13 protein-coding genes and 1 pseudogene are annotated in these 16,374 nt (G+C 73.0%); 9 read left to right on the forward strand and 5 right to left on the reverse strand.

Annotation, left to right across the window (positions count from 1 at the left end; translation table 11 throughout):
- The first annotated feature begins 167 nt into the window (after positions 1–167).
- Together OG552_RS24645 and OG552_RS24650 are read left to right on the forward strand one after the other, a co-directional pair.
- Positions 168–728: a class IV adenylate cyclase gene (locus OG552_RS24645; protein WP_329136423.1), complete on the forward strand. Its 561-nt coding sequence runs from the start codon at positions 168–170 to the stop codon at positions 726–728.
- Positions 729–950: 222 nt separating this feature from the next.
- Positions 951–2,243, forward strand: a complete 1,293-nt coding sequence (locus OG552_RS24650) for a glycoside hydrolase family 16 protein (RefSeq protein WP_329136425.1) — start codon at positions 951–953, stop codon at positions 2,241–2,243.
- 61 nt (positions 2,244–2,304) lie between these two features.
- On the opposite strand, the gene OG552_RS24655 is transcribed toward OG552_RS24650, so the two are convergent.
- From OG552_RS24655 to OG552_RS24665, 3 genes and pseudogenes are all read right to left on the reverse strand, one after another.
- The gene (locus tag OG552_RS24655; RefSeq protein WP_443071193.1) at positions 2,305–3,297 is read right to left on the reverse strand and encodes a right-handed parallel beta-helix repeat-containing protein; all 993 of its coding nucleotides are present in this window, start codon (positions 3,295–3,297) and stop codon (positions 2,305–2,307) included.
- Between the two features lie 93 nt (positions 3,298–3,390).
- Positions 3,391–3,768, reverse strand: a pseudogene (locus tag OG552_RS24660) (carbohydrate binding domain-containing protein); the annotation flags it as partial.
- Positions 3,769–3,872: 104 nt separating this feature from the next.
- Positions 3,873–4,829, reverse strand: coding sequence for a helix-turn-helix domain-containing protein (locus tag OG552_RS24665; RefSeq protein ID WP_329136427.1), 957 nt, complete (start codon positions 4,827–4,829; stop codon positions 3,873–3,875).
- Positions 4,830–5,109: 280 nt separating this feature from the next.
- Here OG552_RS24665 and OG552_RS24670 point away from each other — a divergent pair, with 280 nt between their 5' ends.
- Positions 5,110–5,976 (forward strand): oxidoreductase, encoded by an 867-nt coding sequence (locus OG552_RS24670; RefSeq protein ID WP_329136428.1) that lies wholly within the window; start codon positions 5,110–5,112, stop codon positions 5,974–5,976.
- 2 nt (positions 5,977–5,978) lie between these two features.
- Entirely contained in the window at positions 5,979–6,671 is a 693-nt protein-coding gene (locus tag OG552_RS24675) for an SDR family NAD(P)-dependent oxidoreductase (protein ID WP_329141090.1), read from the forward strand.
- A gap of 141 nt (positions 6,672–6,812) precedes the next feature.
- Here the strand turns inward: OG552_RS24675 and OG552_RS24680 are convergent, their stop codons facing one another.
- On the reverse strand, positions 6,813–7,739 hold the full coding sequence (locus OG552_RS24680; protein WP_329136430.1) for an ABC transporter permease: 927 nt from the start codon (positions 7,737–7,739) through the stop codon (positions 6,813–6,815).
- Positions 7,736–8,707: an ABC transporter ATP-binding protein gene (locus tag OG552_RS24685; RefSeq protein WP_329136432.1), complete on the reverse strand. Its 972-nt coding sequence runs from the start codon at positions 8,705–8,707 to the stop codon at positions 7,736–7,738. Before OG552_RS24685 ends, OG552_RS24680 begins: the two co-directional genes overlap by 4 nt.
- 290 nt (positions 8,708–8,997) lie before the next feature.
- Here OG552_RS24685 and OG552_RS24690 point away from each other — a divergent pair, with 290 nt between their 5' ends.
- The 5 genes from OG552_RS24690 (at position 8,998) to OG552_RS24710 (ending at position 16,374) form a co-directional block, all read left to right on the forward strand.
- Complete coding sequence (locus OG552_RS24690; protein ID WP_329136434.1) at positions 8,998–9,159, forward strand: hypothetical protein; 162 nt, start codon at positions 8,998–9,000, stop codon at positions 9,157–9,159.
- Between the two features lie 405 nt (positions 9,160–9,564).
- Positions 9,565–10,824, forward strand: a complete 1,260-nt coding sequence (locus OG552_RS24695; RefSeq protein WP_329136436.1) for a cytochrome P450 — start codon at positions 9,565–9,567, stop codon at positions 10,822–10,824.
- Positions 10,821–11,609, forward strand: a complete 789-nt coding sequence (locus OG552_RS24700; protein WP_329136438.1) for an acetyl-CoA carboxylase biotin carboxyl carrier protein subunit — start codon at positions 10,821–10,823, stop codon at positions 11,607–11,609. Before OG552_RS24695 ends, OG552_RS24700 begins: the two co-directional genes overlap by 4 nt.
- A complete protein-coding gene (locus OG552_RS24705) occupies positions 11,606–14,152 on the forward strand; it encodes an ATP-binding cassette domain-containing protein (protein WP_329136440.1) in 2,547 nt (848 codons plus the stop codon). Before OG552_RS24700 ends, OG552_RS24705 begins: the two co-directional genes overlap by 4 nt.
- Complete coding sequence (locus OG552_RS24710; RefSeq protein ID WP_329136443.1) at positions 14,149–16,374, forward strand: ATP-binding cassette domain-containing protein; 2,226 nt, start codon at positions 14,149–14,151, stop codon at positions 16,372–16,374. The genes OG552_RS24705 and OG552_RS24710 overlap by 4 nt, the downstream gene beginning before the upstream one ends.

The raw sequence follows: 16,374 nt of genomic DNA on the forward strand, positions 1-16,374 counted from the left end.
GCTCCTACTGACCGCGTGGGTCAGCGCTTTTGATGCGGGCTGGGAAGGGCACGAGTCCGCCGTGTACAAGGTGATGTCGACCCCGCACGGCCCGCTGTACGCGGCTTCCGCCGCATGTTCGACGCGCTGATCGCTGAGGGCGAGCGCACGATCTGATGGAGAGTCAGTTGACCATTGAGGCGGAGTTGAAGGCCCGGGTGCGAGACCCGGAGCGCGTTCACGCCTTGCTCGAAGAGCGGGCCGCCGGCCGGCCCGAGGTGTACCAGGACGCGTACTACGACACCGCCGACCAGGCGCTCTCGGGCAGCGACCGCGAACTCCGGGTGCGTACCATCCACGGCGCGGACGACACCCGCTCCCTGCTCACGTACAAGGGCGCCCGGGTCGATGAGGCATCCGGGTCGAAGCCGGAGCACGAGACCCGCGTCGAGGACCCGGCGGCCGTGCACGCCACGCTCAGGGGGCTTGGGTACGTGCCGTTCATCCAGTTCGAGAAGCGATGCCGCAACTACGACTTCGAGGCCCGGGGCCGGCAGATGCTCGCCACCCTCGTGCGGGTCCCGGAGATCGACGGGGACTTCATCGAGCTGGAGACGATCGTCGAGGAAGACCAGTTGCAGGACGCCCTCGCGGATGTACGAGCCGTCCTCGGCGAGTTGGGCATCGACGCCGAGGATCTGACGACGGACACCTACACCGACGCAGTGGCCACCAGCCGGACACGCTGAGACCCTGCCCCCGGGCCGTTGTCCGGCAACGGAGAGACCGCCCCCGCAGGGGCCGGTTCGGGCAGAAGTGTTGTGCTGCTGGGGGCACGGTGCCACACTTCCGGACGCCAACCGACGTATCCGAACACATATCAACAGACCGCTTGGTCGTTCCTGACCGTTGATGCGTGGCGATACGGCCCGCGCCGCCGGTCCGGCGTGCGGGCCGGGAAGCGAGGGAGCGTGAGAAAGCACCGCAAGGCACTCCTCATCACCACCGGCACGGTGTGCGCCGCGCTGATCGGACTCGGCACCGGCGCCACCGGTGCGGCCGGTGAGCCGGGGCACCCGGACCCCGAAGGGGTCCGCCTCACCCTGACGCCGGGCAGCACCAAGGTCACGCAGTACCAGGACATCGGCCTGACCGTCTCGGTCGCCAACTCCGGCCGCGGGAAGCTCCGTCAGGTGGCCCTGGCCGACCGCCTGCCGGCCGGCGGCAATCTCAGCTGGGGCCTCGACAAGCAGACCGGCATCGGCGGCTGCACCCTCCAGGGCGCGGTCGGCGCCCAGCGGATCTCCTGCCCGCACACCGACCTCGCCCCCGGCGCCGGCTACTGGCTGCATCTGCTGAGCCACACAACCTCCGCCACCGCGCCCCGGGTTGAGAACACCGCCACCGTCAGCACCTCGCGCGGGACCGTCTCCCGCACCGTCGCGCTCTCCGTCGGCGTGCCGAGCAGTTGCCGCGACAGCCCGGTGGACGCGAGCCGGACCCTCGCCTTCGACGACGAGTTCGACTCCGGCGCGATCGACACCGCCAAGTGGAACGTCGGCACCCTGCCCTTCGGCGGCTACAAGGGCAGCACCCATTACCACAACACCCAGTACGGCAGTTACGTCAAAGCGGCCAACTCCACGGTCCGGCACGGCACGTTGAACCTGACCACGGACGACGTGCCGGTCACCGCGCCGGACGTGCCGGCCATCGGCACCATCCCGTACACCGAGGGCATGGTCCACACGAAGGACAAGTTCTCCCGTACCGGCGGCTACTTCGAGATGTGCGGGCAGTTCCCGGCGGGCAAGGGCCTGTGGCCGGCCTTCTGGCTCGCCGCGCAGAACGGCAACTGGCCGCCGGAGATGGACATCGCCGAGTGGTTCGGCAGCATGGAGGCCCTGCAGATCGGGCAGCCCTTCGCCACCGGCCAGAACGCCGGCAGCAAGTGGCAGAGCACCTGGGACTATTCCAGCGCGCCCACCACCGGCTTTCACGACTACGCGATGTGGTGGTCCACCACGTCGCCCGCTACCATCCGTTACTCCATCGACGGCCAGATGGTGCACGAGATCGACGGCACCACCGCGGACCTGATCTCCAGCACCCCGATGTACATCATCCTCAACAGCGGGACTTGGGCGCCCGCCACCCGCGGTGGCCCGCCGGACGCCACCACGGTCTTCCCCAACGCCTTCACGGTCGACTACGTGCGGGTCTACGCCACCCCGCCCCCGCAGCAGGCCGACTCGGCGCCGTGAACCCGCTGCCGCACTGCCGCCGCCCCCGGCCGGACCGTTCCGCCGGGGGCCGCGGCGGACGTCAACCCGTCACGGGGACACCCGGGTTGACCAGTGCGGTGCCGGCGGTGACGGTGTTGTCGGAGGTGATGGTCACCGGGCAGGTCGCCGAGTAGTTGGTGACGTCGAAGGCGTACGACGGCGTGACGCCGGCGCCGGTCAGGTCCGAGGTGTTGTGGCGGAAGACCGTGCCGCAGCCCCAGCCGGCCACCTGGGTGTGCGTCTGGTAGCCGTCCTTGAGGGTGTGGACACCGTGGTTGTCCTCGATCGTGTAGGCATTGCCCTTCACATCGATCCAGGAGTCGTCGAAGTTGACGTTCGTCTCCCCGTTGCCGTCGAAGGTGTTGCCGGAGACCAGGCCGCCGGTCGTGCCCTCCTTCAGGTCGATGTTCTCGCCGCCGATGTTCGGGCCGATGGTGTTGTCCAGGATCTGCACGTCGTCGCTCTGGTCGGTGAGGGTGTTGGCGGTGCCGACGTAGACGCCCTCGCCCTTGCCGTCGTGCGCGGTGCCGGTGTCGTGCACCGTGGAGTTCCGCAGCACGCCGTACCGGCTGGAGTTGCGGAAGTGGATGCCCTCCATGGTGGTGTCGTGGACGGTGACCGAGTCCAGGACCACATGGTCGGCGGTGTCGAGCATGATGCCCTTCTGGGCGTGGGTGACGGTGATGCCGTGGACCGTCCAGTACGAGGCGCCGTTGAGGTAGAGCCCGTAGCCGCCGCCGGTGGAGGTGGTGAGCACGGCGTCGGCGGAACCGGTGAGGGTGATCCGGTTCTGCGCGGTGCCGGAGACGGTGGTCTTGTAGTTCCCGGTGTACGTGCCGTCCGCGAGCTGGATGGTCTGGCCGGGGACCGCCGCGGCGAGGGCGTCCTTGAGCTGGGCGCTGGTGCTCACCGCGACGACGGCACCGGTGGGGGGAGGGGTGGTGGGCGGCGGTGTCGTCGGGGGAGGCGTGGTGGGAGGGGGCGTGCTCGGAGGGGGCGTGGTGGAGCCCCCGCCAGGACCGGTGAGGCTGATGTCGTCCGCGTCGTACGTGCCCTGGCCGTACCAGCCGTGGGTGAAGACGGTCACCGAGGTGGTCCCGGCGCCGGTGGTGAAGGTCGTGCTCAGCGGGCTGTACGCCGCCGCGCTCGGGGTCCAGGTGGAGGCGCTGACCCCGGTGCCGGTCGCACCGAGGTAGACATACGCGCCTCGTACGTACGCGCTGAGCGTGTAGCTCGTGCCGGGCTGTACGGACACGGTCTGCGCGCACTGGGCGAAGTCGCCGGCCGACGCGGCTCCCTGCAGCGCCCGGCTCCCGCTGTGCACGGGGGAGTTGACGACCGAGGCGAGCGGTGAGCAGGTCCAGCCGGTGAGGTTCCCGGCTTCGAAGGTGCCGTTGACGAGCAGGTCGGGGGTGGCCGCTGCGGCCTGCTGGTGGCCGACCAGCGCGGCGGCGCCGAGGACCGCGGCGGCCAGGGCGAGCGGGGCGGTGACGGTTCTGCGCATGACGGGCGTCCTCGCGGGGGGAGTGGGGGGCGCGGAGCTGCCTCCCGATTGGACTGGACCAATGAGTTCGCCGTCAAGAGGCAGCAGCCGCCCGCGGGGCCTTGTCACTGCTCGTCGGCGGCCCGCCGCTCGGCGTCTTCCCCAACCGGAGTGGCCGGAGTGGCCGGGGTGGCCGGAGTGGTCGCGGTGGCCGCACTGGTTCCCGGGCTCCCCTCGGCGCCCTGCGCGTTGAGGCTCCCCAGGATCGCCAGCAGCTCCGCGTTCCGGCTGCCGGGCTCGGCGTGGAAGACGACCAGCAGGAGGCCGTCCGTGCCGCCGATGGCGAGCTTGTCGGACAGCAGGTCGATGTCGCCGACCTGCGGGTGCGTCAGCCGGCTCACCCGGCCGGTCTTCGGCCGTACGTCATGGCGGCTCCACAGCTGCCGGAAGCGGTCGCTGCGGACCGACAGCTCACCGACGAGTTCCACCAGCCGGGGGTCGTCGACATCGGGCCCGACATGCGCGCGCAGGGACGCCACGCCCTCCTGTGTCGCCTCCTCCCAGTCGCGGCGCAATTCCCGGTCCGCCGGATCGAGAAATGCGGCCCGCAGCAGATTCACCCCGGGGGCGTAGTTCGGTGACAGCGCCGCCGCCAATGCGTTGACCGCGAGTACGTCGGAGAATTTGTTCTGCACATACGCGGGATTCGCCGGCCATCCGTCCATGAGCTGCCGAATACTCACCGGCACCCGTTCCGCGCGCGCCGCCGTCCGCTTCCGGGGTGCGGGGCCCGGCCGGCGCGAGGAGCGCTCGCGGGCCAGTTCGATCAGATACGCGCTCGTGTCGGCGTCCAGCCGGAGCACCGCGGCGAGCGCGTCCAGGACCTGGACCGAGGGGTTGCGGTCCCGGCCCTGCTCCAGCCGCAGGTAGTAGTCGGGGCTGATGCCGGCCAGTATCGCGACCTCCTCGCGGCGCAGGCCAGGCACCCGGCGCAGGCCGGCGCTGCGGATACCGACGTCCTCGGGCCTGACGAGTTCCCGCCGGGCCCGCAGGAACTCGCCGAGCGCGTTCGTGCCGTCCATGGTCTCCACGGTAGTTCCGCCCGCGCCCGGGTGACTGTCCCTGCGACACCCAGGAACAGCAGGACACTCCCGCCGTGCCCTCGCATTCCGCACAGTGGAGTCGTGGCAGGTTGTCCCTGACGACCGGAAAAAGCGCTCCTCCCGGGGCCCCAGGAAATCCCCTCCGCGGGACGCGGGAAAGGCGCGGCGCGGAAAAGCGCGGCGCGGGAAAGGCGCGGCACGGGAAAAGCGCCAGGGAAAGCGGCCGCACGCCCTCACCGACCAGGAAAGGCTTCACGACATGACCGACAGCGTCCTCGGCGGGACCCTCACTCTCGCCCCCGACCTCACCATCAGCCGCATGGGCTACGGCGCCATGCAGCTGGCCGGCCCCAACGTCTTCGGGCCGCCGAAGGACCGGGACCAGGCCCTCGCGGTGCTCCGCGCGGCGGTCGAGGCGGGCATCACCCACATCGACACCGCCGACTTCTACGGCCCCGCCGTGGTCAACGAACTGATCAAGGAGGCCCTGCACCCCTATCCGGCCGGCCTGCACATCGTCACCAAGGTGGGCGCGCGCCGCGGCGCGGACGGCGGCTGGAACCCGTCGCTGGCGCCGGAGGACCTCAAGGCACAGGTCCGGGAGAACCTCCAGCACCTCGGCCTCGATGCCCTCGACGTGGTCAACCTGCGGGCCGGCACGCACGACGGCACCAGCGAGGACTCCCTCGCCGAGGAGTTCGGCGCGCTGGCCGAACTCCGACGCGAAGGGCTGATCCGCCACCTCGGCCTCAGCGGCGTCTCGTCCGCCCAGCTCACCGAGGCACAGGCGATCGCGCCGGTCGTCACCGTGCAGAATCTCTACAACCTCGCCAACCGCCAGGACGACGCCCTGGTCGACCGGTGCGCGGCCGAGAACATCGCCTTCGCCTCCTTCTTCCCGCTCGGCGGTTTCACACCGCTGCAGTCCGAGACCCTCACCGAGGTCGCCGCCGGCCTCGGCGCCTCCGCGCAGCAGGTGGCGCTGGCCTGGCTGCTCCAGCGGTCGGCCACGACCGTACTCATCCCCGGCACCTCGTCGGTCGGCCACCTCCGCGAGAACATCGCGGCGGCCGAACTGACGCTCCCCGCCGATGCGGTCGCCGAACTCGACACGATCGGAAAGTGATCATGGGCGTCATCCTCATCACCGGCGGGAACAAGGGGCTCGGCCGCGAGACCGCCAGGCGCCTCCTCGCCCTCGGTCACACCGTCCACATCGGTGCGCGTGACGCCGGGCGGGGGCGGGCGGCAGCGGAAGAACTGGGCTCCGGCTTCGTCCAGTTGGATGTCACCGATGACGCGTCCGTCGCCGCGGCTGCCGCCGAACTCACCCGCGGGGAAGGCCGGCTGGACGTCCTGATCAACAACGCGGGTGTCTTCGAAGGCGTGGTGGGGCCCGAAGAACTCACCGCCGGGCAGGCCGAGGCGGTCTACGCGGTCAACGTCTTCGGAGTGGTCCGCGTGACGCACGCGTTCCTGCCGCTGCTGCGGGCCGCCGACTCGCCCGCGATCGTCAATGTCAGCAGCGGACTCGGCTCCTTCGGCGTCGTCAACGACCCCGCCCGCTCGGAGGGCGCGCACGCCGTCCCCCTCTACGCCTCCTCGAAGGCGGCGGTGGGCATGCTCACCGTGCAGTACGCCAAGGGGCTGCCGGACATCCGGGTGAACGCGGTGGACCCGGGCTTCACCGCCACCGACCTCAACGCCAACTCCGGCCCGCAGAGCCTCGAAGAGGGCACCGACGCCATCGTCCGGATGGCCACCGCCGCCGGCGGTCCGACCGGCACCTTCTCCGACCGCTCGGGCCCGCTGCCCTGGTGACCGGCTGTACGGCCGGCGCGGGCCGCGCCGACCGCGCCGTCTGCGCTGACCGGGCCGACCTGGCTGGCAGAGCCGACGGGGCTGACCGGGCCGACCGTACGTGGCCGCGCTGACCGTACGCGGCCGGGTGACCGGCAGCCGTCAGCCGCGGCGCGGCTCCCAGCGGAAGAAACGCCGGGTGACCATCACGGCGGCGGCCAGCCAGGCGAGGGTGATGAGGAGGCCGGGCGCGGCCGACTGCCAGCCGTCGACCAGGCCGAGGTGGCGCAGGGCCGCGCCGTCCCAGGTCTCCCGGCCGAAGTCCCGGCCGAACCACGCGGTGCGCAGCGACTGGATCACCGGCGCCAGCGGCAGGTCGCGGGCGGGCGCCCGGAGTACGGCGGGCAGCGACTGCAGCGGCGTGAAGACACCCGCGCCGAACATGCACAGCAGCAGCACTGGGGTGGCGACCAGCGGTGACGTCTCCGCGCTCGGCGTGAAACCGGCCAGCGCGAAGGCGAAGGCACCGAAGACCAGATAGCCGAGCGCGAGCGCCAGCAGGAACAGCGCCGGATCCGCCGGCAGCGGCGCATGGAACCAGATGACCGACACCGCGCCCAGGATCACGCTCTGGATCAGCAGCACCACCGCGCTCACCGCGAGTTGACCGGCGAAGATGGCCGACTGCGGCACCTCCGTACCGCGCAGCCGCTTGAGCACCAGTTCGTCGCGCCTGGCCACGACCGCGTTGAGCAGATTGACGAAGGAGGTGACCATCGCGAGGCCGATGAAGCCCACCGTGGTGTAGCCGGCGGCGTTCACCCCGCCGATCTCCCGGTCCCGCAGCGGCGCCGCCACCACCAGGTTGAGCACCACCGGCAGCAGGAAACCGATGAAGGTGGAGCGGCGGTTGCGCCAGAACACCCGCCAGGAGAGCTGGAACTGGCCCCTGAGGTAGCGGCCCCAGCCGAGGCCGGCGGCGGCCGGGGTCACGTGCCGGCCGTCGTACGGGCGGGGCGCCGCAGGGCGCCCGGGAAGCCCCGCGGGGCGCGCCGCCGCGCCTGCGGTACGGGTCGTGGACTCGCTCATCGGGTGCCTGCCTTCTCCTGTGCCAGTTCGAGGAAGACGTCTTCGAGGGAGGCGGACCGCACCTCGATGCCGTCGAGTTCGACGCCGCGCTCCGCGGCCCAGCGGTGCAGTGCGGCCAGCGCCGGCCCGGTGCGCTCCACCGCGTAGGCCGCCGTCTCCCGGCCGGCCGCACCCTCCATCACGGGCGTGCCCCCGCCGGGAACCCGCAGGACCGGCAGGTCGCCGGCGCGCAGCCCGTCCGGGATCCGGAAGGTGATCCGGCTGCCGCGCCCGGAGAGCACCTCGGCGACCGTGCCGGTGGCGGCGATCCGCCCCCGCGCCATGATGGCGACGCGGTCGGCGAGGTGCTGCGCCTCTTCGAGGTAGTGCGTGGTCAGGACGACGGTGGTGCCGCCGGCCCGCAGCTCCTTGACCAGCCGCCAGGTGTTGCGCCGGGCCTCGGGGTCCATACCGGTGGTGGGTTCGTCGAGGAAGAGCAGTTCGGGGCCGTTGAGGACGGCCAGCGCCAGATCGAGCCGGCGCCGCTCGCCGCCGGAGAGCTGGCCGACCCGGACACCGGCACGGCCGGCCAGGTCCACCTGCTCCAGCACCTCGCCGGCCGGCCGGGCGCCGCTGATGAAGCCGCGCCATGCGTCGACCGTCTCGCGGACCGTCAACTCGTTGAAGAAGCCGCCCTCCTGGAGCATCACGCCGATCCTGCGGCGGACCGCGGGGCCGTCGGCGTACGGATCCAGGCCGAGCACCCGGACCGAGCCCGAGGTGGGGGCGCGGTAGCCCTCCACCACCTCCAGGGTGGTGGTCTTGCCGGCGCCGTTGGTGCCGAGCAGTGCGAAGAGTTCGCCGCGCGCGACGGTGAAGGAGACACCGCGCACGGCCTCGTATGCACCGTATGACTGGTGGAGTTCCCGCACGTCCACGGCGGGACTGATATTCCGGTCTTCTTGCCGGGTGGAGGGAGTGTCTCTCATACAGAACAGAGTGCAGGAATTACCCGCCCGGTGGCAAGGCCGTGATGGCGCCTCTCTCTGTCTTGTGCAGTGCTTCTGAGCTGCTACGTTGTCCGAAGTGAAGAACGCCGAAGAATCCCGGTCGCAGGGGTGAAAAATGTCATTGGCGGCCCTGATGACATTCCTCACCTGAATCGAATGACGAATCCCACTGACGCTCGAGCGGGTCTTCGGTGCATATTTATCTCATCGCCGGAACGGCCGGGGAAAAGCCCCGGAAGAAACGCTCCGGACAACGAAGGGAAGCTGTCATGGCGGACAACGAGAACATCGTCGAGACCCCCGCGGCCGAAGGCACCGAGCAGTTCGACATCGAGGTCGAGGAGCTGGACTCGGTCTCCGGCGGTCTCAGCGTCAGCTCGCTCGCCTCGGCCGCCTGCCCGGTCTCCTCCTTCAGCTCGCTCTCCAACTGAGCTGACGGCGGACCGCGCTGAGCGGATCAGCGCAACGCACCACCGGAACAGGGCGCACAACTGGTGCATGATCGCGCGTCGGCGACCCGGCGCGACGTGAGGGACCAGTGCCGCGGCCGGGGGGCGAACCACCGCCCCCCGCCGCGGCACCCCGGCACCGCACCGGCACCAGGTGCCCCGACCCGCTCCCCTTTGACGAGTGTGACGAGACCGGCCGGCCACTGGCCGGCCGCCGTCGTATCCCCACCGCCGTCGTATCCCCACGGCGGTCGTTCCCCACCGTTCGCGTACGCCCGCGTCCTTCGGAGCACCCTCTCCCGCCCGGAGAGCCCCCCACTTCGAAGCGCCCCCTTCCTTCTTCACCGACCAGAACCCCTCTTCCTTCCAGGACAAGGAGCGCCGGGAATGGACAGCCTCCGGCACGAGCTCGCGCGGTTCATTCAGAGCCCGGCCGCGCGCCACGACCCGCCCGGGCTCTACCGACGACTGCTCGCCGAGGCCCCGGTGCTCGACCTGGGCCGGGTCCGCGTCGTCTCCGGATACGACGAGATCGTCACCGTGCTCATGCACCCCGGCACCGTGGTCGACCCCTCCGCCGTCGGGCTGGCCCGCGCCGGCTCCTCCGCGCTCGCCGACGTCGTCGCACGGATGCTGCCGCTGCGGGACGGCAGCGACCACTCCCGGCTCAAGCGACTGGCCACCGCCGCCTTCAGCGCGCGCCGCCTGGCGGCCATCAAGGGCCAGATCACCGACACCACACAGCAGTTGCTCACCCCGCTGCTGGCCTCCGGCAGCTTCGACCTGGTCGCCGACTTCGCCGTCCCGCTGCCGGTCGCCGTCTCCTGCGCCATCCTCGACGTTCCCGAGCAGGACCGGCACCGGGTCACCGGCTGGGCCGGCCTGGTCGCCCGCTCGCTGCTCGACCCGCACGCCGGCGAAGCCGAAACCGCCGCGCTGGACGCGGAGTTCGAGGCGTTCCGGGAGTATGTCGAGGAGCTGTGCGCCCAGCGCACCGCCCATCCCGGCGAGGACCTGATCAGCCGGCTCACCGCCGCCCGCGCGGCCGGCAAGCTCGACTCCGACGACTTGCTCGCCTTCGTGGTGATGCTCTTCGCCAACGGCCTGGAGACCCTCACTTCCGGACTCGCGGTCGCCGTCTGGCACCTGCTGCGCACCCCCGGCCTGCTCCAACTGGTCCGCGAACAGCCCGAGTCGGCCGAAGCCGTCTTCGACGAGTGCCAGCGGCTCGGCAGCCCGGTGCGGGCCAGCGCCCGCGCCCTGACCACCGACGTCACCGTCGGCGGCACCGTCCTGCCGGCCGGCACCGTGACCCTGCTTCTGTACGCCGCCGCCAACCGCGATCCGCGCCGCTTCCCCGACCCGGACCGCTTCGACCCGGCCCGCGCCGAACGCCGCCACCTGGCATTCGGCCACGGGCCGCACCACTGCCTCGGCGCACCGCTGTCCCTGATGGCCGGCGGCACGGTGCTGCGCACCCTCGCCGCCGCGAGCGCCGAGCGCGCGATCAGCACCCCGCTCACCGAGGAGACCGCCCCCTGGAGCGAGCAGTTCGTCTTCGGCGGACTGCGGGAACTCCCTGTGCTCAGCCCGCCGTTGACCGAACGCCGACTGGCCGCCGCCGGGGCGGGGGCGAACGTCCGATGACGATCACCGTGGAAACCGGACCGGACACCAGCGCCAGGGAACTGCCGGCGGGAGCCGTCGAACCCGGCCTGGACCGGCCGGTGCGGCTCATCGGCGGCCGGCTCTGGCTCGGGGCGGCGGCGCTGCTGCTCGCGGTCGGCGCCGGCACGGCCTGGGGCATCGCGGGTTCGCTCCCGCACACCCTCACCCTGCACGGCGTCGTCGCCCATGGCACCGCGCCGGAAGTGGCCAGGGCGTCGGCGCCCGGCTCGGTGGTGAGCGTCCTGGTGACCCCGGGCACCCGGGTGAGCCAGGGACAGGCGCTCGCCGTCCTGTCCGGCGGCCCGGGCGGCAGCACCGAACTCGTCGCGCCCGCCGCCGGCACCGTCACCGCCGTGCTGACCGCCCCCGGCGGCACGCTCGTCCCCGGCACCGGCGTGGTCGCCCTCGACCCCGCCGACGCCCCCACCACCGTCCGGCTCTTCGTCAGCTCGGCCGGCCAGCTGGCCCGGCTGCGGCTCGGGCAGCAGGTCGTGATCCCGCTCCAGGAGGGCACGGCCCGGCTCCGGATCACCGGCGTGGACGCGTACCCCGCACGCGCCGACACCCTCGGCGGCACCCTGCCCGTCCCCGTACCGGGGGTGCCCTCGGGCGCCACCCCGGTATGGACGGTGTACGCGGAACCGGACGCCCCGGACAGCGCGCTGGACGCGGCGGCGGCGCCCACCGCCGTGGACGCCTCGGTCGACCTCGGCGCCCGCCACCCCTACCAGGTGCTCTTCGGCTCGACGGGAGCGGGCAGATGAGCCTCGACACCCGGCCCCGTACCACCGCCGCCGCGCCGCCCCCCGCCGGGACGGCCGCACCGCCCGAACGCCCTGCCGGCCGCCGTACCAAGCGCCCCCGCCGCTACCTGCGCACCCCGATCGTGCCGCAGATGGAGGAGCAGGACTGCGGCGCGGCCTGCCTCGCGGTCGTCCTCGGCGCCTTCGGCCGGCGCACCACCCTGCACGAGGCGTCCCGCGCCTGCGGTGTCTCCCGGGACGGCGTCAGCGCCGCCGCGGTCGCCCGCGCCGCCGGGCGGTACGGGCTGGCCGCCAAGGGCCGCCGGGTGGTACGCGGCGACGGGCCGCTGCTCGGCCTCGACGCCGTGCAGGTGCCGTCCATGGTGCTGCTCTCCGGCCCGCACTTCGCGGTCTACGAAGGGGTGCGGCGCGGCCGGATCCACGTCAACGACCCCTCCCTCGGCTCCTACAGCACCACCCCCGAGACCTTCTGGGAGTCCTTCGCCGGCATCGCGGTGGGCTTCGAACCCGGCCCGGACTTCGAACGGGGCGGCGCCCGCTTCCCCTTCCTGCGCGGGCTCGCCGCGCGGGTGCGGCCGTACTTCCCGACCCTCCTGATGGCCGTGCTCACCGCGATGCTGCTGACGCTGCCCGCGGTGGCCGCATCCTTCCTGCTGCGCGCCTATCTCACCAATGTCACCGAAGCCGGCGCGAGCGACTGGGCGCTGCCGCTGGTGCTGGCCACCGCCGGAGCGGCCGGCGCCGTCCTGCTGGGCACCTGGGTGCAGCAGACGCTGGTCAACAAGGTGCTGGAGTCGATGTCCGCGCGGTCGTCCGCCGCGTTCCTGTGGCGGATGCTGCGGCTGCCCGGCTCCTTCTTCCACCGCCGCCAGCTCGGCGGGCTCGTCACCCGGGTGCAGATGAACGACGGGCTCGCCGCGCTGCTCTCCTACCGCGCCGCCGGGGCCGCCGCCGCGGCGGCGGGGGCGGCGGTGAACCTGGCCGCGCTGGTCTGGCTCTCCCCGAAACTGTCGGTGGTGCCGGCCGTGGTCGCCGTCCTGGACGTCCTCGCCCTGCGGCTGGCCGCCAAACGCCGGGGCGGGATGCTGCACCGGCTCCACTCCGAGCAGTACAAGCGGGACGGGGTGGCCTTCGCCGGGGTCTCCGCGATGGAGACCATCAAGGCGGAAGGCGCGGAGGAGTCCTTCTTCCGCTCCTGGTCCGGCTGGCAGGCCCGCGCGATGGACACCGCCCAGACCATGGCCGCGGCCGTGGTGACCCCGCTGACCCTGCCCACCGCGCTGAACACCGCGGCGAGTGCGGCCGTCGTGGTGGCCGGTACGTCGCTGCTGATCAGCGGTTCGCTGCCGCTCGGCACGCTGCTGGCGTTCCTGCTGCTGCTCAATGGCTTCCTGCTGCCGGTCGCCCAACTCGTCGGGATCGGCTCGGAGCTGACGGTGGCCCGGGCGCAGACCGCGCTGCTGGAGGACGTCGAGTCCGCCGAGCCCGACCCGTACCTCACCCCGGTCCTCGCGGCCCCCGCCGACGCCACGGCGCTGCGCGGCGGGCTCGAACTGCGCGACGTCTCCTTCGGCTACGACCCCAACCGGCCGCCGGCGCTCGCCGGCATCTCGCTGACCGTACGTCCCGGCGAGTGGGTCGCCGTGGTCGGCGGCAGCGGCAGCGGCAAGTCCACGCTGGCCCGGCTGGCGGCGGGCGTGCTGCGGCCGTGGTCGGGCGAGGTGCTGCTCGACGGGCGCCCCCGCGAGACGGTGCCCCGGGCCGTCGTCACCTCCCAGATCGCTTACGTGGAGCAGCAGTTGCGGCTCTTCGAAGGGACCTTCCGGGAGAACCTCACACTCTGGAACCCGGCCGCCGACGAGGCCGCCGTGCACCGGGCGCTGGCCGACGCGGAAGCGGCGGACCTGGTGCGGGGGCGCGGCGGGCTGGACGGCGGGGTGGTCGACGAAGGCGCGCGCAACCTCTCCGGCGGCGAACGCCAGCGCCTCGAACTGGCCAGGGCGCTCGCCCTTGACCCGGCGCTCCTCGTCCTCGACGAGGCGACCTCCGCGCTCGACACCCGCACGGAGGACCTCATCAACCGCCACCTCCGTGCCCGCGGCAGCAGCTGCCTCGTCCTCGCCCACCGCCTCAGTACGGTCCGCGCCGCCGACCGCGTCGTGGTCCTCGCCGCCGGCCGCGTCGTCCAGGAGGGCCCCCCGGCCCTCCTGGCCCTCACCGACGGCCCCTACCGCGACCTCCTCAACGAGCCCGACACCCCCGCAGGCACGAACATCCCCACCGCACCCCCCGGCGGGGACAGCGCAACCCGGCCCCGCGCGGGCGCCATCCCACCCGCGGCGCCCTCCACCGCCCAAGCTGAAGCGCCGACCGTGGCCGCTGATGCCGCGGCCGGGACGGCCGATGCCACCGGGGGCGCGGGGGTGCCCGCTGGGCGGGAGACCGCCGGCGCACCAACTGCCGCCGCGGCGCGGGTCGGTGCCGGCGGGGACGCCATTCGCGGTGCGGGTGACGGAGACGACGAGACGGAGAGCGCGTCATGACGATCACGCAGGAGGTGACCGCGGCCGGGGGAGCGGAGCGCCTCGCCGGGACCGCCGCCGCCAACCGGGCCGCGCTCCAGGGCTCGCTGGCCGCACTGCACCCGGGCGGACGGCCCGGACGTACGGCGGCCGGAGCGGGCGCGGTGACCGCAGGGCCGGGAACCGACCGTGCCGACGCCGCGCTCGCCGCCTACCGCGACCTCGCGCCCGCGCTCGGCCGCACCGCCCCCGACGAGGTGCCGTCCACGGTCCTGACCGCGCGGGACCCGCTCATCGCGCTGCTGCGCCACCAGGGCATCCGCTGGCGGCAGATCACCCTGCCCGACGACGGATCCGGCCAGGGGCACGGCGACTTCGCCGGGACCACCGGGCCGATGATCGGGTTCACCGCCGACGGCGGACAGCCCGTCGCCGTCCCCCCCGAGGGCCGCCGCGCACGGCGGCGCCCGTACCCCGCGCTCACCCGCCGCGCGTACCTGCTCTACCGGCCGCTGCCCGCCGGGACCCCGACGCCCGCCGCACTGCTGCGGTTCGCGCTGTCCGCACCCGGCGCCCGCAGGGACCTCGTGCTGCTCGCCGCGGCCGGCCTGGTGTCGGCCGTACTCGGGCTGGCCGTCCCGCTGAGCACCGGGCTGCTGATGCCCCGCCTCGTGGAGGCCGGCCACCACCCGGTGCGCTGGCTCGTGGTGCTGCTCACCTCCGTCGCGCTCTCCGCCGGCCTGCTGCTGCTGGTCCGCAACATCGCCGCCGTACGGCTGACCGGCCGGATCCAGGCCGCCCTGGAACCCGCTGTCTGGGACCGGCTGCTGGACCACGACGCCCGCTTCTTCCGGGACTTCAGCACCGGCGACCTCGTGCACCGCGCCAACGCCATCGCCGAGGCCCGCCAGGCGCTCTCCGAGGTGCTGGTGGGCGCGGTGCTCGGCGCGTTCTTCTCGCTCTCCGGCCTGGTGGTGCTCCTCGCGGTCGACCTCACCCTCGGCGGGATGCTGCTCGCCGCCGCGCTGGCGGCCACCGCCCTGCTCGCCGCGCTCGGCCGCCGCAGGCAACGGCACGAGTCGCGGGTGTACGCCCTGCACGGCCGCCTCCACGGCACCCTCTACGGTCTGATGCTCGGCATCGACAAGCTCCAGACCGCCGGCCGCGAGATCCAGGCGTTCGCCCGCTGGGCCACCCCCTTCGCCGCCCAGAAACGGGCCGACGCCGCCGCCATGCGCGCCGACGCCGCCTCCACCGCGCTCACCACCGCCCTCCAACCGCTGCTGCTCGCCCTGCTGCTGGCCGGCGTCATGGTGGAGGGCACCGGGACCGGCACCGGGAATCTGATGGCCGCCGGCATCGCGGCCGGCCAAGTCGCCCTGGCCCTCGGCCAGGTCACCCACGCCGCCGCCACCGCCTACGGCATCGCCCCCGTGCTCGACCGGCTGCGGCCGATCCTCGCCGAGCCCGCGGAAGCGGCCGGTTCCGCCACCGCAGGCCAGGCGGACCCGGGCCGGCTGCGCGGCGAAGTCCGCCTGGAAGCAGTCTCGTTCCGCTACCCCGGCGCCTCCGCCAACGCCCTGGACGCGGTGTCACTGCACGCCGCCCCCGGCGAGATGATCGCCGTCGTCGGACCCTCCGGCGCCGGCAAGTCCACGCTCGTCCGGGTGCTGCTCGGCTTCGAGCACCCGGACGCCGGCAGTGTCCGCTACGACGGCCAGGACCTCGCCGGTCTCGATGTCCGGCTGGTACGCCGCCAGTTGGGCACCGTGCTGCAGAACGGCAAGCTGCTGCGCGGCAGTCTGCTGGAGAACCTGGCAGGCACCGACCCCGACGTCAGCGAGGCGGACGTCTGGGCCGCCGCCGAACTCGCCGGCATCGCCGAGGACTTGCGGCGGCTGCCGCTGGGCCTGGGCACCCGCGTCGGCGAGGACGCCCAGGGCTTCTCCGGCGGCCAGGTGCAGCGGATGCTGCTCGCCCGCGCCCTGGTCCGCCACCCCGCCGTCCTCCTGCTCGACGAGGCGACCTCCGCCCTCGACAACGCCACCCAGCGCCACGTCGCCGAAGGCATCGCCGCGCTGGACCGTACCCGCGTCGTCATCGCCCACCGGCTGAGCACCATCCGCCGCGCCGACCGTATCTACGTACTGGACCGCGGCCGGGTCACGGCCGAGGGCAGCTACGACTCCCTGCTCGACTCCGACCCGCTGTTCACCCGTCTCGTCCGACCTCAGGAGCTGTGA

Origin of the sequence: Streptomyces sp. NBC_01476, assembly GCF_036227265.1 — a bacterium.
In the GTDB taxonomy this organism is placed as follows: Bacteria; Actinomycetota; Actinomycetes; order Streptomycetales; family Streptomycetaceae; genus Actinacidiphila.